This window comes from Spiroplasma endosymbiont of Amphibalanus improvisus, assembly GCF_964030645.1.
GTDB lineage: Bacteria > Bacillota_I > Bacilli_A > Mycoplasmatales > Mycoplasmataceae > CAXIPX01.
The window spans coordinates 303,254-326,236 of the sequence record NZ_CAXIPX010000003.1; the positions used below are offsets into that span (position 1 = coordinate 303,254).

Genomic DNA, 22,983 nt, shown 5'->3' on the forward strand with positions numbered 1-22,983 from the left:
TTTTAAACCTTCATTGTAAAATGCATTTTTATATCACTTTAGCTTTTACAATAGTTTCTCTTATGATCGTGATGTTAATATCACCTGGAATGTTTTTTGTTTTTTTAATTTCTTCTTCCAATTTACCAGACAGCAATAATAATTTGTTTTCGCTGACCATCTTAGGATCAACAATCACTTGAATTTGATGCCCTGACTTAAATACATAAGCTTTTTTTACACCAGAAAATTTTAAACAAGTATCTTCAAGTTCTTTCATTCTTGTGAAAAATTTTTCAATACTATTATTACGAGAACCCGGTTTAGACGCTGACAATGTATCTGCAATTACAACTAATCTAGAATAAACATTGTTCGGTTTAACTTCACCATGGTGTGAATGTATCGCGTTAATTATTATGTCACTTTCATTATTTCTCTTAGCAATTTCAATCCCTAAGGTAACATGTGAACCGATTTCTTCAGAATCAACTGCTTTACCGATATCGTGCAATAAACCAGCACGTTTCCCAATCTCAGAAGATAAACCCAATTCAGCAGCAATGGTTCCCGTTAATTTTGCAACTTCAACAGAATGCATCAAAACATTTTGACCAAAACTTGTACGGTATTTTAATTTACCTAAATTTTCAATTATTTCTATATTGAAATCAGTTATACCCAAACTATTTGCAATATCTTTACCAGTTTCCAAAATAACATTATCGATATCTTCTTGAATAACTTTTGCAGTTTCTTCGATGCTGATTGGTTGAATATTTCCATTTTCAATTAATTTCTCTAAAGTTAATTTGGCAATTTCTCTTCTGATAGGATTAAAACAAGAAATTTTCACCACTTCTTTATCTTCATCGACAATTAAGTCTACACCTGTAATTTTTTGAAATGATTTAATATTTCTACCTTCACGACCTATGATACGAGATTTTAAATCATCATTAGGCAATTTAATAATAGAAATTGTGTTTTCTAAAATGATTTCTGGAGTATATCTTTCCATAGATTGAACTAAAATATTTGTAGACATTTTTTTAGATTCAGATCGCAATTTAACTTCATACTCTTTTAAATATTTATTTAATTCTAATTGAGTTTTATTCTTAATTTCATTAATTAAAAAAGACTTAGCTTCTGCTTTGGAAAAAGTAGCAATTTTTTCTAAATGCATTATCACTTCATCTCTTTTTAAACTATATTTTTCAATTTCTTGTTTTAATTCGTTTTTTTTAAAAATTAATTCCTTGTCTTTATGATCCATGTCTTTTTCACGCTCATTAAGATTTTTTAATTTTGTTTCATAATATTTATCAGTTTTTTCTCATTCTAAATATTTTAAAGATAATTTAGTTTCAAAATCAGTCATTTCTTTTGAAGTAAACAATTTAGCATCTGCAATAGCTGTGTTAACAATTGCTTGTGCTTTTTGTTTTGATTCTTCAATTTTATTATTAAATTTATTTATTTGACTTTTTTTAAAATAAAAATAACTTAAAAAACCAATGGCAAAACTGACCATAATTGCTAATAATAATATTGTTATTCATATATAATTATTCATTCGGAACCTCTCTTTATTCTAAAAGAAAGGAATTAATTTTTTAATTAAAAAATACAATTTTAGTATACTTTTATTTAAATTTTATTCCAACAATTTATTACAGTTTCATTCAATATAAACAAATAAAAACCACTTTTAAAAAGTGGTTTTTATTTGTTTTATTAAAATTTACTTAATAATCTATAAATTTTTCTAACATTATCTTATGTTTTTTCATAGTAAAAATTTAATTATTAAAATATGCACTATGAAAAAGATTTTACAACTATTTACCATATAACGATTGAAACACAACAATAGCTATTTGTTTATTTATATTTTTTAACAGACAATATTCAGCAACAATTATTTTTTGTGTTTTTACTAATGTTTCATTTTTCATTATTAAATAATGCAATATATTAAATTCTTATTATGTCATTTAAATCTTTAAGCAGTTTGTTTAAAGATTTTAAACAAACTGCTTATTAAAAGTTTAATTTTACTTAAAATAAAACCTTAATTAAGACAATTTGTTTAGTATTATATAACATATTTTGGCTTATATTTTTTTGTAAAATTTTTATTAAAAATAAAAAAATACTCTTGTTCGATATTACTAAATAATTTTAATACTTTATCATACAATACAAAACTGATCAAAGAGTTAGCTGTTCCATGAATTAGATCAAAAATTAATCCATTAAATCAATAAGAAATAGCAAATGTTTTTCCATATAAACATCATTTTTCTAATGCAAACCATGAACCAAAAGAATAACCAAAAATAGCGACAATTAAAATAAAGTAAAATTTATTATTTATTAAAAAATTTTTTAATAAATACATAATAGCAGCATATAAATTGAAGACGACAAAATACATTAGGTTGTCATCATTAGTTCCGTAAAATATTAGATTTAATAAGCAATAAACATTAACGATTCCAAAAGAAACTCTTTTTTTAAACGAGATTGCACATATCATCATTAATGTAGTCCCTAATTCCACATTAGGAATTCATGCAATTGTAAAATTTAAGATAAATAATAATGCGGAAAACAGTGCAATAAAAGCAACTTCAAAAATATGTTTAAAACCCGAGGTTTTAACACCAACAAAATTTTTCATAAAAACACCAGTTAAGAAAAATCAAAAAAGAAATATAGTATGTTTCCTGACTTAGATTCTATTTACTCACTAACCTTCCCAAAAATAATTTCAGTGGTTTTTTAGCTTTCATCATCTTTACAGTTGCTGGAGCAGTTTAAGCTATTATCTTAATTCCATACCTATAAATTTTGAATTTAATTTATTTAATATAATAGTTGTATTATATTTTTTATTACAAAAAAAAGAAACCACTAATGAGAAAATTAATTTTTTTTATATAATTCTAAATTTATTTTGTCTTCTATTTTTTTAAATATAAGCGGATTTTCTTGTAAGAATATTTTAACTTTATCTTTACCCTGTCCTATTTGCTTTTCTTCATAAGAATATCATGGTCCTGACTTTTTAATTAAATCCATTTCTACTGCCAGTGATATTAATTCAGAAATTTTATCAATACCGATGTCATATTTAATTTCAATATTCACAACATTAAATGGAGGGGCGACTTTATTTTTAACAATCTTTACTTTTACTTTATTTGAAATCGCTTGCCCATTAGAAGAAATTGTTTCAATTCTTCTTAAGTCTAAACGAACCGATGAATAAAATCTAAGTGCTCTTCCTCCAGCTGTAGTTTCTGGACTACCGAACATAACTCCGATTTTTTCTCGAATTTGATTAATAAAAATAACCAGACAATGAGTTCTGCTAATTATCCCATTTAATTTTCTTAAAGCTTTTGACATTAACCTTGCTTGAGCGCCAATTGTCATATCTGACATTGCACCTTCTAATTCCACCTTTGGAACTAATGCTGCAACAGAATCAACAACTACAATATCTACAATTTTTGATGAAACAAGGTGTTCTAAAATATCAAGAGCTTGCTCTCCGGAATCAGGTTGCGAAATGATTAGATCATTTAAGTTTACCCCCAACTTTTTAGCATAAGTTGGGTCCAAAGCATGTTCAGCATCAATAAAGGCTGCAACTCCTTTTTTACCCTTCTGATTTTGAGCCTGTGCAATAGCGTGCAATGCTAGTGTTGTTTTACCTGAAGACTCTGGACCAAATATTTCTACAATTCTCCCTTTGGGATAACCCCCAATTCCAATTGCTTTATCAATTAAAAAACTGCCCGATGACAATGCCTCTACATTTAAAATAGAACTTTCACCAAGACACATAATTGAACCCTTGCCATATTCTTTTTCAATATCTTTTAAAATCATTTTTAAAATATCATCATTAATTTTAAATTGTTCATTTTCTGTTTTTGCTATCAACTTTGGCTTCGAAACAATTTTATCTACTGACATTTTTACCTCCTAAAAATTATAAATGTTTTACAAAAATATATTAAATTTTTTTATGCTATCCCCTTTAAAATAAAATAAATAAAAATTTTTATATTATTTATAAATATAATATAATTAATAATAATATTATTTGAGGTGAAAAATTGGGGTTACCTAACAAAATTAGTATTTTTAGATTGTTACTAGTACCGGCAATTTTTATATTAATTGTAATTTATCCTTTTGGCGGAATTTGCTCTTGAAACATAAATTTGCCTGCTATAACAATTAGCAATTATACTTTACCCATAACTTGGTTAATAGCAGGAATTTTGTTTATCATTGCAAGTTTAACTGATTTTTTAGATGGCTACATTGCTCGTAAGTATAACCAAGTAACTACTTCTGGAAAATTTTTAGACGCTATTGCAGATAAAGTTTTGACTAATTTAACATTATTTGCGTTTGTTTGCGAAGGGATTGTACCTTTCTGATTATTGGCAATTTTTATGATACGCGACCTAATTGTGGACGCTTTACGTCAAACGTTGGCTTCAAAAAATGTAATTTGACCTGCTCAACAATTAGGGAAATGAAAAACAGCTTGCATGATGGTAGGTACAACATTGTTGTTCTTTATTAGTAGCGCTCATCTGGGAGTAAATTTATATAATTGAGAAAGCCAATTAATATTGATCCCCTTATATATTTCAGGAATACTTTCTGTTGTTTCTGGGATGCAATATTTAATAAATAATTGAAATAAAGTTTTTAATGAAAAAGAGGAGAAAAAATAAATGAATAATGGTGATACCCGTGAAAAATGAGCGTTAGTTACTGGTGCTAGCAAAGGTTTGGGTTTTTGTTATGCACAACAATTATTAAATTTAAATTATAATATTATAACTGTAGCTCGTAGTAGTGGTTATGCTGCCAATTTTAAAGTGCCTGAAGGTTTAAAAACTATTACTTATAATATGGATTTAAGTGTTTATGAAAATAATATTAAATTGTTTGAAAGAATCAAAAATGTAGATATTAATGTTTTTGTAAATAATGCAGGATTTGGATTATATGGAAAATTTGTTGATATTGATTTGAACAAAGAAATTAATTTAATAGATTTAAATGTGAAAAGCGTTCATATTTTAACAAAATTAATGGTTCAAAAAATGTCTAAACAACCAAATCAATCAAATCGAATTATTAATTTAACTAGTGAAGCGGCACATAAACCTGGACCTTTGTTTGCAACTTATGCTGCTAGTAAAAGTTATGTTCTTTCTTTAAGTCAGGCTGCAAATTTTGAATTGAAGAAAAATAAAATTAAAACTAGAGTTATTTCTATTAGTCCAGGTCCTATCGCTACTTCTTTCAATAATAGAGCGAAAGGGATTACCGATGGTACTGTCGACGATCCTATCCCTTTGAGTACAATGAAGTTTGCTGAAAAATCTATTAAAAAAGCGATTAGAACTAAACATAAAGATGAAATTGTTTGTCGCACTAAAGATAAATGAATTATTCATAGTGAAAAAATCCGAACTCATAATCATGGTTTGAACAGAACTTATAAATTTATGGCAAAAACTTATCTAAAAGATTAATACAAATAAATGGTTTAATTAACAACTCTAAAAATTTTAAAAAGAGGAGAAAAAATAAATGAATAGTGGTGATACCCGTGAAAAATGAGCATTAGTTACTGGTGCGAGCAAAGGTTTGGGTTTTTGTTATGCACAACAATTATTAAATTTAAATTATAATATTATAACTGTAGCTCGTAGTAGTGGTTATGCTGCCAATTTTAAAGTGCCTGAAGGTTTAAAAACTATTACTTATAATATGGATTTAAGTGTTTATGAAAATAATATTAAATTGTTTGAAAGAATCAAAAATGTAGATATTAATGTTTTTGTAAATAATGCAGGATTTGGATTATATGGAAAATTTGTTGATATTGATTTGAACAAAGAAATTAATTTAATAGATTTAAATGTGAAAAGCGTTCATATTTTAACAAAATTAATGGTTCAAAAAATGTCTAAACAACCAAATCAATCAAATCGAATTATTAATTTAACTAGTGTAGTTGCCCATAGTCCAACTCCTTTGCTAGCAACTTATGCTGCTAGCAAAGGTTATGTTCTTTCTTTAAGTCAGGCTGTAAATTTTGAATTAAAGAAAAATAAAATTAAAACTAGAGTTATTTCTATTAGTCCAGGACCGCTCCAAACATCTTTCAATAATAGAGCAAAAGGAATTAGCGAAGGCACTATCGACGATCCTATCCCTTTGAGTACAATGAAGTTTGCTGAAAAATCTATTAAAAAAGCGATTAGAACTAAACATAAAGATGAAATTGTTTGTCGCACTAAAGATAAATGAATTATTCATATCGGGAAATTACAAACTAAAAAACAAGCTTTAAAAATAACTTATAAATTCATATTTAAAGCATATTCTAAAGATAACCAAAAAATAAAAAAGTCCAAATAATTGGACTTTTTTATTTCGGAAAGATATCATAACCCACATTCTGTTCTAATTAAATAATTAGCACTAATCATCTGTCTATAGATATAAATCTATCCAAGATTCACTTCAATTCGCTTATCTTAGTTCCCTTACCAAAATTTAGGTTTCTCACTTGCGGGGTTTAGCAACGTTCCACTTTGACTTTTTCAAATCAAACTCGTCTCTGTGCCACTTTTATAGACTATAACACCTTATTGAAACTTAGGTGATTCATCAGCCGTAACCAAATAGTTCCCAGAATTATTTTTTCTTCTGGCGCAAACATTACAATCGTCTCAGACTGTGTGAGCGTGGAGTTTCCTCTAATAAATTAAATTTATCAGCGATTAGTTCAATCATTTCCAATAACATTCTACCAGTAAATAACTAAAAATAAAAATAATTATCTTTCGTTCATTCCTTTTTCTAATTTATTTATTCTATCTAAAACATCAGCTTGACTAAAAGCTTTTTCTTCTAATGTAGATTTAGTTTCTTCTACAATTTCCAATTTAATTTTTAATTTATCTAAATTATCGTTTAATTTATCGTTTTCTTCTCTGAGTAACTTGTTTTTTTCTTCTAAACTTTTTATATTTTCATGAAAAAATTCATAATCAGCTGCTACAAAATCTAAAAAATAATCCACTTCTTTTGCATCGTAACCCTTATAAGAAACTTTAAATTCCTTATCAATTATATCTTTTGGTTTAAAACGAATCTTATTAACCATATTCCACCTATCTTCTACAAATTTCCAAATATAAAGGATTATAACAAAAAAAAATTAAATAACATATAGAGAGGTGAATAAAAATGGATTTAAAAAATAATAAAGGGATGTTTCTAGAAAGTTTATTAAATAGAACGGCAGAAATTTACAAAGATGAAAAAAGTTGTTTATTTTATAAACGTCATACGCCTGTAGTTACTAACAATAATAGTAAAAAGTTTAACTATATTTCTAAGTCTGAATGCGATTATTATGGAATCTATAAATCAATCTATTTTGAATTTGAAGCAAAAAGCACTGTTAAAGAAAAGTTCAATTTACAAAATTTAAAACCCCACCAAATAGAGCAATTAAATAATGTCTATGCACATGGTGGGATTAGTTTTATTATTGTTTATTTTGAAGCGCTCGATAAATATTTTATGATGCATATTAACTCAATTAATAATTGAATTTTGAATAACTCATCAAAACAAATGCCAGTACAGTATTTTTTAAAAAAAGGACAAGAAATAAAAATTTCTTATCCTTTAAAATTAGATTTTATTAATTATTTGATTTCAATCAATTAAATTTAGTATAACCCTTTGGTTTCATATTGATCCTCTTATTAATAACATCTAAAAGCTTTTCAAATGTAATTTTAGAAGGAATACTATTAACTAAAGTTATTAAACTATTATCTGAAATTTTATCCTTAATCAATTTATTTAAAATAATTTTTTGTTCATTATTTAAGGATGTCTCTAGTACAAAATTGACACTATCATAAACGACGTTATTCTCTATAGACAAAATTTGATTTGATAATTTAACAGAAATTATTTGAAAAATTGGTTCAATATCCAATTTAACTCTACCTTTTGGTGAAACTTTTATTTTAATTAATTCACGCTCATCTAATTCATCGATTGCCTGATCAATATAATCTTCATCAAAATTAGATAATTCAGATATAGATTTAGCTGATACAGAACTATTTTTAATTGCAGAAATGTGCATTATTAACAAAATTAAAATTAATTCATTCTCAGATAATCCTATTTCCTTGTAATAACTTAAAAGTAAATGTTCCTTATTTATTATACCTTTATCGATTAAATCATTTAACATAAAAAATTAAAATAAAATTACTTAGAATTAAGCGCTTCTTTTAATTGTTTAGCTGGTTTAAATTTAGCAACTTTAGAAGCTGCGATTTGGATTGTTTCTCCTGTGGCAGGATTTCTACCTTCTCTAGCAGCACGACTTGATGGTTGGAATTTACCAAATCCAGGAATTGAAACTTCTTTATCTTCTAATAATTCTTTTTGGATAGCATCAAAGATAAAATCAACTGTTTTATCTGCGTCATTTTTTGGTATTTCATATTTTTCCGCTAATCCTCTAGCTAATTCTTTTTTAGTCATTTTAAATCTCCTATTCAAATTTATTATATTCAGTAATAAATACCTTGTATAATGTTACCATTATTCAAAAAAAATAAAATAATAAACGCCATAATTTTATTATATTTAATATTTAATATTTTCAATTTAGTAAAATGTAATAATTTAATAGTTAAATATTAAATTATGCACTAAGATTTTAGCAAGATATTGTTTAATGCTAAACTAGGTTTTTCATTTTCATACAATATTTTATAAACAGCAGTAATTAAAGGCAGTTCCATTTTTAATTTTTGCATAATTTTATAAACTGTTTTCGATGTTGTTACCCCTTCGGTTGTTTTAGTGTACTTACTCATAACTTTTTCTGCATTATCACTTTTCCCAATTTTATAACCTAATGAAAAATTTCGTGATTTATTAGAGTTAGCGGTAAGTAGTAAATCAGCTAAAAAAGCATAATTAATGAAAGTTTCTTTTTTAGCTCCATATTTAAGGGCTAATTCTGCCATTTCATTTAAACCCATTGTAATAATACATGCGTGCGTATTATCAGCTTTGTTAATTGCTTCACTAATCCCAGAGGCTATTGCAATCACATTTTTTAATGCCGCCCCTAATTCACAACCTACTATGTCATCTGTTTCTCTTACAACAAAATAATCAGTATCAAAAAGATCTTTTACTTGTTTTGCAATCTTAATTTTCTTTGAAGCTGCCATTAAACAGGTTGGACTTTTTTCGATAACTTCAACAGCAATTGATGGTCCATAAATAGCAGAAATTCCTTTATTCAAACTAGGTTTTATTCATTTTTCTAACATTTTAGAAAATAATTCATCTGTTTCAGGGTCCAAACCTTTTGAAGAATTAACGAAAATGGCCGGTGTTTTTAAATGTTCATTTATTTGTTCGGCAATAGATTTAATGAACTGTGTTGGTACAGAAAAAATAATATATTCTGCATCCTCTAAAGTTGTCGCTATATCATTTGATGCAGATATCGTTGGGTTTAGTTTTAAATTCCCGAAGAAACTGCTGTTAATGTTTTTTTTGTTAATATCTTTTATTTGCAAATCGTCAATTCCATACATTTTTACAGTATGATTACTATCTGCGAAAACATTTGCCAACGCTGTACCAAACGCCCCTGTTCCCATAATTGCAATTATTGCCATATTATATTATTTCCTTTCTCTGAAAATTAATTTAATTGGAACGCCTTCAAAATCGAAAGTTCCACGAATTTGATTCAACAAAAACCTTTCATAAGAAAAGTGGACATACGCCGGTTTATTTACGAAAAGTATAAATGTAGGTGGTTTGGCTTCGATTTGTGTTGCATAATAAATTTTCAACCTACCCCCATTAAAATCTGGAGGTGGATTAATCAATTGTGACTTAGTTAAAATTTCATTTAAAACACTTGTTGAAATTCTTTTTTGTAATTTTTCATTTAATTCTGAAATTAAAATTAGTAATTTATTAACTCTAATTTTCTCTTTAGCAGAAATAAACATTACTTTTGCATACTTTAAATATTTAAAGTATGCCTTTATTTCTTTAGTTTTATTATTAACTATTTCTTCGCTTTTGTTTGTGACTAGATCTCATTTATTAGCCACTATAATTACTGGTTTATTTTCTTTGAAAGCTAAACCACCAATATTAGTATCTAGATCAGATATTTTTTCTGTCGCATCTAGCACAAGTAATATTATATCACTTTTAGAAATAGATATTAATGTTCTTAGAAAACTGTATTTTTCTATATTTTCATATATTCTACTTTTTTTTCTAATCCCTGCAGTGTCCACAATCGAATACATCACATTATTATTAGTAAAATATGTGTTAATCGCATCAGTTGTAGTTCCTGGAATTTCAGAAACAATCACTCTATTTTCATTTAAAATAGCATTAGTTAATGATGATTTACCGACATTAGGACGTCCGATAATAGAAAATTTAATACTTTCTTCATCTGTTTCTTTGTTAATTTTATCTACATAAACAATTATTTTGTCTAATAAATCACCGACTCCAACACTGTGTTCAGCAGAAATTAATAATGGAATTCCAAATCCATGTTCCATATAATTGTAAATATTTACAAATTCTTCTTTTTTATCATATTTATTCAATACAAATAAAACTGGTTTTTTAGTTTTTTGCAATTTTTTAATTATCACTAAATCGTCAGAATTCAAACCATCTTTATAAGAAGACAAAAAAATGATTAAATCTGCTTCTTCGATAGCTACTTGTGTTTGAATTTTAATTTCTTCAGAAAAATTATTTTTGTCTAAAGTGATACCACCAGTATCAATTAAATTAAACTTTCTGGTCAACCATTCTCCTTGAGCATAAATTCTATCGCGGGTTACACCTGGTGTATTTTCTACAATCGAAACTTTTTCTTTAATAATTCTATTAAATAAAGTGGATTTACCGACATTAGGACGTCCAACAATTGCAATTGTGGCTTTTATGCTCATATTTACCTCTTATTTTTTAGTTAAATTATTAACTTCTTTAATTATTATATCTACTACTTCATCTAAATTCTTATCACTATTATCAATAATTAAATTACAATTTCTATTAGTTAAACAACCATCTTTTCTAAGAGTGTCATCTTTATCACGATTATTAATTTCATCTAAAACATTTTGCAAATCATGGGATACATCTTTCTTTCCAATATTTTGCGCCAATCTTCTTTTAGCTCTAACTAAAGGATCACTTGTGGTGATAAAAACTTTTAATTCTGCAGCTGGCAAAACAACGCTCGTTATATCACGTCCAACCATAATAATTCCTTTTTTAGTGGCAACACTTTTTTGAATCTTCACCATATATTCGCGCACAAGAGAAATTTTTGCATATTTTGGTGTATTTTTAGTCACTTTTTCATTAGTTAAATCTTTAACTGGAATTTTATACTCCCCTGCTTGTATATATTCTCCATTGTTTAAAAAAGAAAAATCAGATAAATACTTTTTCATTTTTTCTGTATCTTTATTATCTACATTATTTTTTAGAAAAATTCAGGTTATTGCCCGATACATTAAACCTGTATCTACAAAAATATATCCCAATTTTTCAACCAGTTTTTCAGCAGTTGAACTTTTACCACTTCCTGATGTTCCATCAATTGCAATATTTATTTGTTTCATATTCAAACCTTTTTTTATTTATTCTTTTATAAAACTAAAGCCAATATTAAAGATAAAATAATAATTCCAAAAAGGATACATGACACAATTAATTGTGCTTTTCCAATTTTTTTAAAATTTTTCATATTATCAAGATGAGCTTTTCGTTTCATGAATAAATTTTTATCAACTTCATCTAACATATCATATAAGCCACGTTTATCATTATCACGTAATTTTTTTATAATTTTTAAATCAATCTCTGCGTTTTCAAGACGAACTTTTTTTAATTTTTCATCATTATTTTTAATTCTTGACAAATATAAAGATTTATTTAAATCAATTTCTTTCAAAGCGCTCCATAATTTATCGTTAGAATCTTTTTCATAAAAATCTTCTACAGAAAGAGTTTCGGCAATATATTGATTAGCAGTCTTATTTGGATCAATGGATTTATCTAAACAATCAATTTTATAATCATTAAAATCCATTTTGTTATTCATTTGTTCAATAGTTTTTTTTATATTAAATGTTAATTCTTCGTCATAAGGTGATTGGACTGGATTCCAATCCATTCTGACCTCGACATTATCAAATTGTTTTTTTAAAACAGCAATTTTGGGAGAAAAATAATCTTTATCTATTTGTTCTAAATTTTTCTCCAAATCAATAAGTTTAGAATTAAATTTTTTATGATTCGTTTCAATATTAATTTCACGTTCAATATTATTTCTTAAACTTTTATATTTTTCTAATCTTGTGTTAACCATTTTAAAAATCCCCAATGATAAATAATATATAAAATACATAAAAATTATATATTTATATTTACAAATATACAAATTTAAATATATAATAAAATTGTTAAAATATAGTTGGTGTTAAACATGATTAATAAAGATTGTGGCAACAAGAGAACATTTGTCAAACCAGATTTATGCATATCGTGTGGAAGTTGTGTAATTGTCGATGAGACTCACACTTTTTATATGGATGATGATGGTAAAGCGAACACAAAAGATAATGATGCTGAATTAATCATCCCCCAAGCGATTTGCCCGGTTAATGCTATATTTATAAAAACATTAAACGAATATAATAAGAAATAAATATAATCTATGGAGCATTATGAAACAAAATACAATTAATATGATCGTTGAAATACCAAAAGGTTCAAGTAATAAATATGAATATGACCAAGATACAAAGAAGATTTTTTTAGACCGTGTTTTATATGGCGCTAATTTTTATCCAGGTGAATATGGTTTTATTGAAAACACATTAGACTATGATTGCGATCCTTTGGATGTAATTTCTTTAATAACTTACCCTACTGTGCCGGGTTGCCAAATTAAAGTAAGAATACTAGGTACAATTAAAATGATCGATAATGGTGAACCTGATACTAAAATTTTTGGAGTTGTAGATTCTGATCCTAGATTTAATCACATTCAAACATTAGAAGATGTTCCGCAGCATTTAAGAGATGAAATTAAAAATTTCTTTTTACAATATAAAGCTCTTCAAAAAAAACCAGTAGAAATTAATGGTTGGGGAAATTTTGAAGATGCTATTAATGAAATTAATATGTGCAAAAAATTATTCCAGGACTATAACACTACCTTAAAAGAAAAAGGCAAAGATGAAGTAGTTAAAATGTGAAAACAAAAAAAGTTAATTAAATAATTAACTTTTTTTTGTTTTTAAATATATTTTTATTAATTTTAATTAAACGACACCATAATGTTCTGATAGCATCATCATCGGTTTTTCTAATGCAACAAAAATAGTTTCTTCTACAATATATTTAATAGAAAAAACAGCTGTAAAGAATAAAAATAAATAAAATACTTTTATCCCAAAAAAATCTTCAGGTGGTATATCATCCTCTTTTGGTTCAAATATTCCTGATACCAAAAATTCATACACTGCCACTTGAACAGCCGATTCTACTACTGAACATAAAACAGTTATTGTTATAAATGCTAATATTTTTTTAATTCAATTATTTTTTGAATATTTATGATGGTGATTTTCAAAATCTTTTTCATCAGGTCCTGGCGGACAAGTTGTTTTGATTTGTGCTGAAAAAACATGATAATAAAAAATTCAAAAAATTAAGATACATAAAATATCTGTTACAGAAAAACCGATCATCGATATCGGAGAATGTGCACCGTCTATCAACAAATGCAATCAAGGGATCACACATGCCGCAAAAATTGCATAAGCAACACCAGTAATTCTAATTGCTATAAATAAAAATAATGTATCTAAAATTCTGTAATCAAATTCTTCACCTCATGGTGTATAAATTCCATGAATTTCAATTAATGAAAAACCAACAGAACAAGCTATTATTATGGCTGTTAATGTTATTTTATAAGTTTCTGATTTTGGATTAAATTTTGATGTTCCAAAAAATTCTTTTTTAAATTTATATTTAAAAGATTGAGTATTTTCAATTACTTCTTTTTTCTTCTCGTCTATTATAATATCCTCCCTTATTTATAATAATTATAAATAAGGGAGGATATTAGTCAAGTGTTTTTTTGAAATTACTTAAAACTATTCACTTCTGAAATCGTTAATTCTCGATATTCACCGGTTTTTAATTTAGGATCTAATTTTAAATCACCTATTTCTATTCTTTTTAATTCCAAAATTCTTAACCCGACTGCCTTCATCATATTTTTTACTTGATGTGTTTTTCCCTCGTGAATAACTAAATGGATTAAAGATGTGTTTTCAATTCCATCAGTTTTAATTATCTGATATTTAGCAGGCGAAGTTATAAATTCTTTAATCTTAACACCTGAAAGCAAAGGTTTTAAAGTTGAATCTTTAACTAATCCTTTGATTAAAATTTCGTATTTCTTATTTATATTATGTTTTGGATGAATTATTTTATTTGTGAAATCTCCATCGTTAGTTATAAGCAATAAACCTGATACATCAAAATCTAGACGCCCGACTGGATACACTCTGATGTCTAAATTTTGTAAATAATCCATAATAGTTTTTCTTCCTAAAGGATCAATTAAAGTAGTGATACAATTTTTTGGTTTATTAAACATTAAATAAATGTATTCTTTTTTATCAACAATTAAATTATCATCAACATAAACAACATCTAAATCATTAACCTTAAAACCCATTTTAGTTATAGTTAAATCATTAACTTTAACCTTGCCTTCAGCAATTAGTTTCTCAGCTTTTCTTCTAGAGCAATAACCACTATTTGCTATAAACTTGTGCAATCTTATATCTAACGGAATAAATCTTCACCACTCATTATTTCATTAATATCTAATTTTGGTAAATCAGATATTTTTTTGATATTAAATACTTTTAAAAAGTTTTCTGTCACTTTAAAATTAATCGGTCTTCCTGGTTCATCCGATTTACCAGCTTCTTCAACTAAGTTTCTTGCCCTTAAATTATGTAATGCTCCATCGCTATTTACACCTCTTAACTCATCAATTTTAACACGTGAAATAGGTCCTTTATAAGCTATTATTGCTAAAACTTCCATAGAGGCTTGAGTTAAACGAGTTTCGGTTTTAATTTTTTGTAATTTTAAATAAAAAGGATAATATTCTTTTTTTGTTGTTAAACGATATTTATTAGCAAATGATTTTATTAATAATCCACGATGTTCTTCAGTGTAATTATCTTGTAATTTTTTTAAAAATAGTTCAAGTTTTTCTAGATCTATTTCTAAAACTTCCATCATTTTTTCTTTGGTAATACCTTCATCGCCAACAAAATAAAGTAATCCTTCTAAGGCCGCTCTTAATTCATTATCTGAAAACATATAAACTCCTATCTGTTAATTAATTTAGTACATTACTTTTTAAATAAATTTTTCCTAATTGTTGGTTTTGAGAAATCAACAATTTTTCATGTCTGCACAAATCTAGTATTCCAACGAAACTAGCGGCCAATACTTTGTGATTTAATTCAAAGGTACTTAAAATATCTTCTAACAGTCATAATTTATTTACGTCATTAGACAAAATATTAAATATCTTTTCACTCATTTGTTCTGCTGTAACATTTGGTCTAACAATGTTTGATTCTAATGGTTTTTGATAATTAGCACGTTCCATCATCCTCATAAACACCTTTGCCAGTTCATCAATATTATCCTTTTTAGATAAAGGTAATAAATTGTTATTGCTTTTAGGTGTTTTTAAGACTGACAAATCTTTAGATAAAAATGTTTTATTATCTTTGTAAATATCTTTAAATTTAATTGCGGCATCCTTAATTTTTTTATATTCTGACAATCTCAGAATTAAATCATTTTTTATTTCTTCTTCAGATTGAACCTCTATTTCATCTTGTGAAACCGGTAATAATAATTTAACTCGAATCTCTAAAAAGTAAACTGCTGTAGTTAAATATTCTGTCGCTAAATCAATATGTTTTTTTTTGAATTCTTTTATAAATTCTAAATACTGATTGGTCAAATCAATTAAATTGATTTCTGTAATATCCATTTCTTTGTTCTTGATCATTAACAATAACAAATCCAATGGACCTTCAAATTTTTCAGAAGAAAAAATATACCTATCGATTTTTAACCCATTTTCATTTATATTCATTTACTACAACTCCATTTTAGAAAATCAGAAATTAAAATAACACATTAATAATAAACAAAAATAGTAAATAATTCAATAATAATTATCGCAATTGATTTTATTAAAATTATAATTTAATAAAAATAAACATTAATTCTTTATAACTAAACTTTATTTAGTAAAAGTTAAAAAAAGTTTGATTTATTAAACTTTTAAAAATTAAAAAGAATCAAAAAAAGGTAGTAATTTTAGGAAATTTATTTTTATTTGACCCTCTGGACCAGTGACGACACAATTTGATTCTGCTGAATCTCTTACCATCCATCTAAAATCATCGGTTAATTTATTGTATATTCATCTATCCATAATCATCGGGATACCGGGTTCGTTTTCTACAAAATATGCTTTATGAGCAATTGAATTAGCTAGTCTTAATTCAATATCGCCTTTTTGTGCTTCTATTTTTTGGATCCCTTTATTTGCCACAGGCGCAGATTGCATCATAGACATTGCTATTGAGATGGTTGGGTAAAAATCAACATTGAATTCTTTTTTACTAATTTTACTAATCGCTTTAGCTATTTTATACACAGTATGTGCCATTTCGAATAAATAATCAGAATTAAAATTTTCTTTAAATAAAAAACCTAAAGAATTTTTATCACCACGTTCAACACGTATAAAATTAGGGTATTTAGATAAGGCCTTAATAATTCTTGAATAAATTTCTTCTTCAATGTATCTAATAGAATCAATCGGTAAAAAATTTTCCATTTCCTCTTTATCTTGCAAAAAAACACCAAAACAGGTGATAAATTTAGATAATCTACTTCCTTTATATTGCCCTATTATTTTATTGAACTGATTGAAATAAGGATTTTTTATTTCAAAATTATCAACATTATTCACTTGTTTTTTTAATTCTTCTCAATGTGATTCATTTATTTCTTTTTTAACTAAATTATTCGCCATTTTGATTTGTCCCGTATTGTCCTATTTCTATTTGGTATTCGAAAATTTCAGCTTCTGCTAAAATATCTGAATTAATTTGTTTTATATGTTTTTCATAAAAATCAATAATATCTTGATTGATAACTCTGTAAGAAAAATCCTCTTGGATATAATCTAAAATTTTAATTTGATCCGAAATAGTTTTAGAGTTGTATTGATTAGTTATAAAATATTTTAAAAATTTAGAAACCATTGGGCTCAAACGGTTGTAGAACCATGAATCGAACACTAAAATAGGTCCACTTTCAATCGGGCAAAATCTAGCATATTTCAAAGCTAGACTAGCACTGTTGGTTGGTGCTAATGGTAAATCTTGAGCTACTATTGTCGAATTAACAAATTTACTTTTAGCACTTGGATCATTCGAAACTCCAAATGTAATTATAGGAAAATCTTTATTATTAAATTCTTTAATAAATTCTTTTTGAATTTTAACTCTTAATTTTAAAATGTCTGTGATTTTGAAAAAAATATGATCGTTAAAATTTTTATTTTTAGGTTCATCCTTAAAAATAGCTGTGATTTCATTATTATCTGTTTTGACTTGAATTACATTTTCTCCATCATTCAAGATGTCTACAACATCATTGGTAAAACCTTTAACTAAGATTTCAATTAAATCTGCTGGAAAAATATTTTTCAATTCTGAAATAAAGAAAAATTTAATGGCTAAAGTTGTATGTGGACCATTAATTTTATTAAGAATTTTTTCATTTTTCTTACGGTCTAACATTGGTGGTGGTTTAATAAAATCTACTTCATTTTCATATTTAAAATTATTTGATAATTCTAAATCTAGTTCAACAAATTCTTTCCCTAAGATACTGTTAATTTTTAAAGAGCGCCCCATCTTTTTACCTTCAAATTAATATAATTATATTTTAAAAATTATCTTGCTAAGAAGATAATTTTTTTATTAAATAATCCATTAATTTCTTTTATTTCAGATGTCTGAATATTTTTATCAATAGATAACATAATAATATTATAACCTTTTATATGAGTTTTAGTAACTAATTTTAAATTTAAAGATTCAAAATCTTGCCTTATAGCACCAATAACATTATGAATTTGTCCGCTATCAATATTTTGTTGATGAATAAATATATTTAATTTCTTTTGAAATTTACTTGTATTAAATAAATTAAAATCTGAAATATCAAATTTTATATTTTTTAACATTTTATTTAATGGTACAGCAATGTCAATTATGATTGAACATTCTTCATAAACTAATTTATATTTTTTTGTAATTTCTTTTTTTAATAAAAATTTAATATTATAACAATATTTATTTTTAGCTATTATTTTAATTTTTTCAAAGTCATCTTTATTAACATCTGTTTCTAAAAATTTTTGAATTTCTAATAAAAACACTTTTTCAATTTGTTTTTCATTATTTGCAACATAATTTAATTTAGACTTTATTTTTCAATCTAAATCTCAATTTTGAATATTTTTCATATTATAATAATTTTTTTCATAAATAATACCTATTCTTCTAAAATGTGGAGCTCAAAACTGACAATAAACAGCTAGAGCAAAACCTCAAAAGATGATCGAACCTAAAACCGTAAAGTCTATTATTGCGTGATTTCGAATAAAGTAAATATCTGGTTCTCTTTGTGTCTCCAAAATAATACGCACTAAATTTCAAAAGGCAAAATAAAGTCCCGCTTCTACACCGCAACGCACAATTTTTTCATTATTCGGGTTATACATTTGGTTTATTTTGGTAGCATAATCTTTTCTAGAAAAATGATCATTTTCAATTTTTAATTGTTCTTTTAATTCTGGTTTATATTCAAAATAGGATTTATTCCAAACAGCTTTGTTAGTTATACCTTTAACTTGTTGTTTTTTGTTACCAAATAAATATTTCATATTACTTTTAAAACTATAATTATATTTTTTATAAGAATTACATTTTCTAAATTTAAACATATTGGGAACAAAAAAAGTTATAACAATTCAAGCCAAAGTATTACCCATGCTTTCATATAGGAAAATTGGTTGTCGGTATTGTATTTCTAAGTTGTGACTATTTGGAATTCATTCTGGGTGATTCCCTTGAAAGGTAAAACAATTATCTCTAATAAAATGTGGTAATCAAGAAAGTGATTCATATGTTGTCGGACTTCCCAATAATTCATGATTAAAAAAATTACCTCATCTTCCTATAATCTGACCCAATAAAATGTTGGGTAAAATAGCATCCATATAAACAAACAAGGAAATGTTGCGCCTTTTTCCCACAAAATAAAAATAAATTATTCCAGCAAAAGCACCAAATAAGACACCCCCGTGAATACTCATCCCACCATTTCAAAAATAAAATCATTCATACCATTTATCATTTGAATTTTCTACACCAAATTTACCAAAAAAACTAGCTCCTAATAATGAAAGCGGAATAATAAAAATAACACTTAAATAAAGTGAATCAAGGGGAACATTTTTTCTATTCAATTTAATTATTGATGCTAAAATGGCTATAATAACCCCAAAAGTCATAGTAAAAGCATACACATGAAAAAAACCATAATCTGATTTAATATTATAAGGTGTATTATCAGGAGTTATTGATGTGGGGTCTAGCCCCAACAAACTGCTTAAAATTAGTGACATTATTTTATTTCCTTATGTTAATAATAATTATTTATTATTCTTGTCTTTATCATTAGAATTTGGTTTTAAAAATGGTGCTAATCCATTATTTATTTTTGAATTAATCAATTCTTTACTTTCTTTGGAATTTGGATGTTCATTTAAAAATTTCACAATTTCCAACCTTTGTTGCACCGTTAAATTATTTACGTCATAATTTAAAACTGTTTCATCATTTTTTTTATACTTTACAGCATTTTTATTTATTTCTTTAGCATTTTCCTTGGCATTTTTTAAAATGCTAAAAATTGATTTTTCTTCTTTCATAATAACCCTTTATTTTTTTTTGAAATTTGATATTTTTTTTTGAAAAAATTGAAAAATAATTAAAGCGAAAAATGGAATTATTGATAATGAGAATAATGTAAACAACTCAAGAAAACTTTGCACTTCTGTAACACCAAAAATTGTTCCATTAACACCTGGTGTAAAAAATATAAATATATTTAAAACAAATGCTACTCCTGGGAATAGAAACAAAAATTTATTTTTCATAAAACTCTGACCATTATACACTTTTGGTTCAAATATTAAACTAGTGAAAATAGGGGCCATAATTAATGTAAAAAACATAAATGAACTAGCTAGTTGTTCATTTTGTTCAAAACAATAATTACCTATTAGATAAGAACCGATTGCCGTTATACCAGTGATAACTCCTAAAAAAATTATTGAAGATATAATCCCTTGAAAAATATTTTCATTTTTATCTCTAGGTTTATTACCCATTAGATGGGGATTGTTAGCAGACATCGCAATAGGTATTGTTAAAATAGATTCAATAATTAAATTAAATCATAGTATGTTTGCAGCACTCTCTGCAGAACGACCATAAATTAAAATTATGGCTAATAAAGAAATTAATTGTGCTAAATTAGAAGATAGCAAGAAGGCAATCGCCTTTTTAATCTTATAATAAACATTTCTACCTTCGTCAATTCCTGAAATAATCGTTTGAAAATCATCATCTACTAAAATGACATTAGCTGCTTCTTTAGAGACGTCTGTTCCCTGAATTCCCATTGCCACTCCTACATCGGCGGCTTTTAAACTTGGAGCATCATTTATTCCATCTCCATTCATGGCAACTGTATAATTTAACTGTTGCAAACATTTAACAATTTTGACTTTATGTTCAGGATTAACTCTAGAAAAAATACAAACTCCCGCCTTTAATTTTTCAATTAATTCATCATTTGTTAAACCATCTATTTCTAAACCGTTCAAAGTCTTGTTGTCATCTTGGGTAATTTCTAATTTTTTAGCAATAGCTGTTGCAGTCACTTTATGATCACCTGTTATCATAACTATTTTAATACCAGCAGCTTTCATTTTTTGAATAGCAATTTTTGCAGATTCCTTAATTGGATCTTCCATTCCAATTGCCCCTAAAAATATTAAATTATTTTCCAAATTTTTATCATCGCCATCATATTCTTTATAAGCAAAACCTAAAACCCTCAATGCTTGTTCTGATAATTTATCAGACAACTGTAAAATTTCATCTTTCATTTGCTTGGTTAAATTTATAACTTTGCCATTAACATAAATTTGTTTACAAATATTTAATAAATTATCAATCGCCCCTTTTGAATATACAAATTTATGCTCATCAACCAGATTTACAGTTGTCATTAATTTTCTTTCAGAATCAAAGGGTACTTCATTAATTCGAGTATATTGATCTCTCAATTTTAACTCATTGAATTTTTTATATTGTAAAAATTCAATTAAACCTAATTCTGTAGGATCACCAATTTTTTTGTCTAATTTAATTTGAGCATCATTACATAAAACTTTTGAATTTAAAAAATGATCAATTTTTTCTGAATTATAATTAAAATTTTCACGATCAATAATTTTATTATTAAAAATAACTTTATCAACCTGCATTTTATTTTGAGTTAAAGTACCTGTTTTATCAGAGCAAACTATATTAACACTTCCTAAAGATTCAATCACTTTCAAATCTTTTACAATAACGTTTTTCTTAGCCATTCTATTTGAAGAAATCGCTAAGGCGACAGACACCATAACTGGTAGGGATTCTGGCATAATGCTAATTGCTAGAGTAATTGAGATTAAAATCGTTTCTGATAATTCTGAACTAGTAGTAAATTCCATTAATATAAAAACACCTATACACAAAATAACGGCTATATAAGCAAGCATCTTAGAAAAGTGGTTAATTTTACGTTGTAGATTAGTTTTTAACTGTTTTTCATTTTGTATTTGAACAGCTATTTTTCCGATTTCAGTTTGTTTCCCTATTCTAGTGACCACAGCTGTTGCTTTACCAGCGACTATTAATGTTGATGAAAATAACATATTTTTTTGATCACCCAGCATTAATTTATCATTGTTAATTTTATTTTGATTTTTTTCAACAGGTAATGATTCTCCAGTTAAATTAGATTCATTAACCTTTAAACTATTAGCACTAATAATTCTTAAATCAGCAGGAACAATATTCCCAGCTTCCAAAATTACAATGTCTCCACAAACCAATTGATCGGCCGGAATTTTTTTAACCTTCCCTTCTCTTCGTACAATGCAAAATGGTGAAGATAATTTTTTTAAAGCCTTAACACTTTTTATTGTTTTTAATTCTTGAAATAAACTAATGAAAGCATTTAATATTACTGTACCAAAAATAAAAAAAGGATCGACTAGATCTGGATTATCTGATTCTAAAATTAAAGTTGTCAATAAAGCGACTATCGCTGACAGCATTAATATCATACACAATGGATCAGTGAAGGATTTTAAAAATAAAATTATTCAATGTCGTTCCTTTTTTAATGTAATTTTATTTAGACCATCTTCCTCTATTCTTTTTTTTACTTCTTGGTCATTCAAACCATCTGTTGAAGTTTGGAAATTGTCTAAAACATATTCTATTGATTTATTAAACATTTTAAATTAAAATCCTTCTTTTAAATATTATTTATATTATAATATAAATAATA

Annotated in this window: 25 protein-coding genes, 1 other RNA gene and 1 riboswitch; of the genes, 6 read left to right on the top strand and 20 right to left on the bottom strand. The window is 26.0% G+C overall.

The annotated features are described in order from the left end of the window. Window positions 1–28: 28 nt before the first annotated feature. The 3 genes from rny to recA all read right to left on the bottom strand — a co-directional run bounded on the left by rny (window position 29) and on the right by recA (window position 3,885). Window positions 29–1,558, bottom strand: coding sequence for a ribonuclease Y (gene rny, locus AAHM77_RS01730; RefSeq protein WP_342252416.1), 1,530 nt, complete (start codon window positions 1,556–1,558; stop codon window positions 29–31). Between the two features lie 522 nt (window positions 1,559–2,080). Then, the gene (locus AAHM77_RS01735; RefSeq protein ID WP_342252417.1) at window positions 2,081–2,668 is read right to left on the bottom strand and encodes a hypothetical protein; all 588 of its coding nucleotides are present in this window, start codon (window positions 2,666–2,668) and stop codon (window positions 2,081–2,083) included. A gap of 41 nt (window positions 2,669–2,709) precedes the next feature. After that, window positions 2,710–2,825: riboswitch (cobalamin riboswitch) on the bottom strand. Window positions 2,826–2,913: 88 nt separating this feature from the next. Beyond that, window positions 2,914–3,885, bottom strand: a complete 972-nt coding sequence (gene recA / locus AAHM77_RS01740; RefSeq protein WP_425288820.1) for a recombinase RecA — start codon at window positions 3,883–3,885, stop codon at window positions 2,914–2,916. A 230-nt stretch (window positions 3,886–4,115) separates the two neighbouring features. On the opposite strand from recA, the gene pgsA reads away from it, so the two are divergent. The 3 genes from pgsA to AAHM77_RS01755 are packed head-to-tail and all read left to right on the top strand — an operon-like array spanning window position 4,116 to window position 6,450. Continuing rightward, entirely contained in the window at window positions 4,116–4,748 is a 633-nt protein-coding gene (gene pgsA, locus AAHM77_RS01745; protein WP_342252419.1) for a CDP-diacylglycerol--glycerol-3-phosphate 3-phosphatidyltransferase, read from the top strand. Then, complete coding sequence (locus AAHM77_RS01750) at window positions 4,749–5,558, top strand: SDR family NAD(P)-dependent oxidoreductase (RefSeq protein WP_342252420.1); 810 nt, start codon at window positions 4,749–4,751, stop codon at window positions 5,556–5,558. It begins immediately after the preceding gene. 58 nt (window positions 5,559–5,616) lie between these two features. Continuing rightward, window positions 5,617–6,450: an SDR family NAD(P)-dependent oxidoreductase gene (locus AAHM77_RS01755; RefSeq protein WP_342252421.1), complete on the top strand. Its 834-nt coding sequence runs from the start codon at window positions 5,617–5,619 to the stop codon at window positions 6,448–6,450. 24 nt (window positions 6,451–6,474) lie between these two features. Here the strand turns inward: AAHM77_RS01755 and rnpB are convergent. Beyond that, an RNA gene (gene rnpB / locus AAHM77_RS01760) (RNase P RNA component class B) lies at window positions 6,475–6,827 on the bottom strand. Window positions 6,828–6,871: 44 nt separating this feature from the next. After that, window positions 6,872–7,201 (bottom strand): DivIVA domain-containing protein, encoded by a 330-nt coding sequence (locus AAHM77_RS01765; RefSeq protein ID WP_342252422.1) that lies wholly within the window; start codon window positions 7,199–7,201, stop codon window positions 6,872–6,874. A gap of 83 nt (window positions 7,202–7,284) precedes the next feature. On the opposite strand from AAHM77_RS01765, the gene AAHM77_RS01770 reads away from it, so the two are divergent. After that, a complete protein-coding gene (locus AAHM77_RS01770) occupies window positions 7,285–7,773 on the top strand; it encodes a Holliday junction resolvase RecU (protein ID WP_342252423.1) in 489 nt (162 codons plus the stop codon). Here AAHM77_RS01770 and AAHM77_RS01775 read toward each other — a convergent pair. The 6 genes from AAHM77_RS01775 to AAHM77_RS01800 form a co-directional block, all read right to left on the bottom strand. Next, entirely contained in the window at window positions 7,748–8,314 is a 567-nt protein-coding gene (locus AAHM77_RS01775; RefSeq protein WP_342252424.1) for a DnaD family protein, read from the bottom strand. The two genes, AAHM77_RS01770 and AAHM77_RS01775, sit on opposite strands and share 26 nt — an antisense overlap. Window positions 8,315–8,331: 17 nt before the next feature. Beyond that, window positions 8,332–8,610, bottom strand: a complete 279-nt coding sequence (locus AAHM77_RS01780) for an HU family DNA-binding protein (RefSeq protein WP_342252425.1) — start codon at window positions 8,608–8,610, stop codon at window positions 8,332–8,334. A 170-nt stretch (window positions 8,611–8,780) separates the two neighbouring features. Beyond that, on the bottom strand, window positions 8,781–9,767 hold the full coding sequence (locus AAHM77_RS01785) for an NAD(P)H-dependent glycerol-3-phosphate dehydrogenase (RefSeq protein WP_342252426.1): 987 nt from the start codon (window positions 9,765–9,767) through the stop codon (window positions 8,781–8,783). A 6-nt stretch (window positions 9,768–9,773) separates the two neighbouring features. After that, on the bottom strand, window positions 9,774–11,087 hold the full coding sequence (gene der, locus AAHM77_RS01790) for a ribosome biogenesis GTPase Der (RefSeq protein WP_342252427.1): 1,314 nt from the start codon (window positions 11,085–11,087) through the stop codon (window positions 9,774–9,776). A gap of 9 nt (window positions 11,088–11,096) precedes the next feature. Beyond that, complete coding sequence (gene cmk / locus AAHM77_RS01795; protein ID WP_342252428.1) at window positions 11,097–11,768, bottom strand: (d)CMP kinase; 672 nt, start codon at window positions 11,766–11,768, stop codon at window positions 11,097–11,099. Between the two features lie 26 nt (window positions 11,769–11,794). Continuing rightward, window positions 11,795–12,517 (bottom strand): hypothetical protein, encoded by a 723-nt coding sequence (locus AAHM77_RS01800; protein WP_342252429.1) that lies wholly within the window; start codon window positions 12,515–12,517, stop codon window positions 11,795–11,797. A gap of 117 nt (window positions 12,518–12,634) precedes the next feature. On the opposite strand from AAHM77_RS01800, the gene AAHM77_RS01805 reads away from it, so the two are divergent. After that, complete coding sequence (locus AAHM77_RS01805) at window positions 12,635–12,856, top strand: ferredoxin (RefSeq protein ID WP_342252430.1); 222 nt, start codon at window positions 12,635–12,637, stop codon at window positions 12,854–12,856. 19 nt (window positions 12,857–12,875) lie between these two features. Further along, complete coding sequence (locus tag AAHM77_RS01810; protein ID WP_342252431.1) at window positions 12,876–13,433, top strand: inorganic diphosphatase; 558 nt, start codon at window positions 12,876–12,878, stop codon at window positions 13,431–13,433. A gap of 42 nt (window positions 13,434–13,475) precedes the next feature. Here AAHM77_RS01810 and AAHM77_RS01815 read toward each other — a convergent pair whose 3' ends face one another. The 9 genes from AAHM77_RS01815 to AAHM77_RS01855 all read right to left on the bottom strand — a co-directional run bounded on the left by AAHM77_RS01815 (window position 13,476) and on the right by AAHM77_RS01855 (window position 22,930). Further along, window positions 13,476–13,934, bottom strand: coding sequence for a hypothetical protein (locus AAHM77_RS01815; protein ID WP_342252432.1), 459 nt, complete (start codon window positions 13,932–13,934; stop codon window positions 13,476–13,478). A 371-nt stretch (window positions 13,935–14,305) separates the two neighbouring features. Continuing rightward, complete coding sequence (locus AAHM77_RS01820) at window positions 14,306–15,007, bottom strand: pseudouridine synthase (protein ID WP_342252433.1); 702 nt, start codon at window positions 15,005–15,007, stop codon at window positions 14,306–14,308. Between the two features lie 8 nt (window positions 15,008–15,015). Continuing rightward, window positions 15,016–15,564: an SMC-Scp complex subunit ScpB gene (gene scpB, locus AAHM77_RS01825; RefSeq protein ID WP_342252434.1), complete on the bottom strand. Its 549-nt coding sequence runs from the start codon at window positions 15,562–15,564 to the stop codon at window positions 15,016–15,018. Window positions 15,565–15,583: 19 nt separating this feature from the next. Beyond that, window positions 15,584–16,357 (bottom strand): segregation and condensation protein A, encoded by a 774-nt coding sequence (locus AAHM77_RS01830; protein WP_342252435.1) that lies wholly within the window; start codon window positions 16,355–16,357, stop codon window positions 15,584–15,586. A gap of 198 nt (window positions 16,358–16,555) precedes the next feature. Beyond that, entirely contained in the window at window positions 16,556–17,308 is a 753-nt protein-coding gene (locus AAHM77_RS01835) for a hypothetical protein (RefSeq protein WP_342252436.1), read from the bottom strand. Then, window positions 17,298–18,197 (bottom strand): hypothetical protein, encoded by a 900-nt coding sequence (locus AAHM77_RS01840; RefSeq protein WP_342252437.1) that lies wholly within the window; start codon window positions 18,195–18,197, stop codon window positions 17,298–17,300. Before AAHM77_RS01840 ends, AAHM77_RS01835 begins: the two co-directional genes overlap by 11 nt. Window positions 18,198–18,235: 38 nt before the next feature. Beyond that, window positions 18,236–19,975: a prolipoprotein diacylglyceryl transferase gene (locus AAHM77_RS01845; RefSeq protein WP_342252438.1), complete on the bottom strand. Its 1,740-nt coding sequence runs from the start codon at window positions 19,973–19,975 to the stop codon at window positions 18,236–18,238. A 27-nt stretch (window positions 19,976–20,002) separates the two neighbouring features. Further along, entirely contained in the window at window positions 20,003–20,281 is a 279-nt protein-coding gene (locus AAHM77_RS01850) for a hypothetical protein (protein ID WP_342252439.1), read from the bottom strand. A 9-nt stretch (window positions 20,282–20,290) separates the two neighbouring features. Next, window positions 20,291–22,930 carry a cation-translocating P-type ATPase gene (locus tag AAHM77_RS01855; RefSeq protein ID WP_342252440.1) on the bottom strand — a complete coding sequence of 880 codons (2,640 nt, stop codon included), beginning with the start codon at window positions 22,928–22,930 and terminating at the stop codon, window positions 20,291–20,293. Window positions 22,931–22,983: the final 53 nt, after the last annotated feature.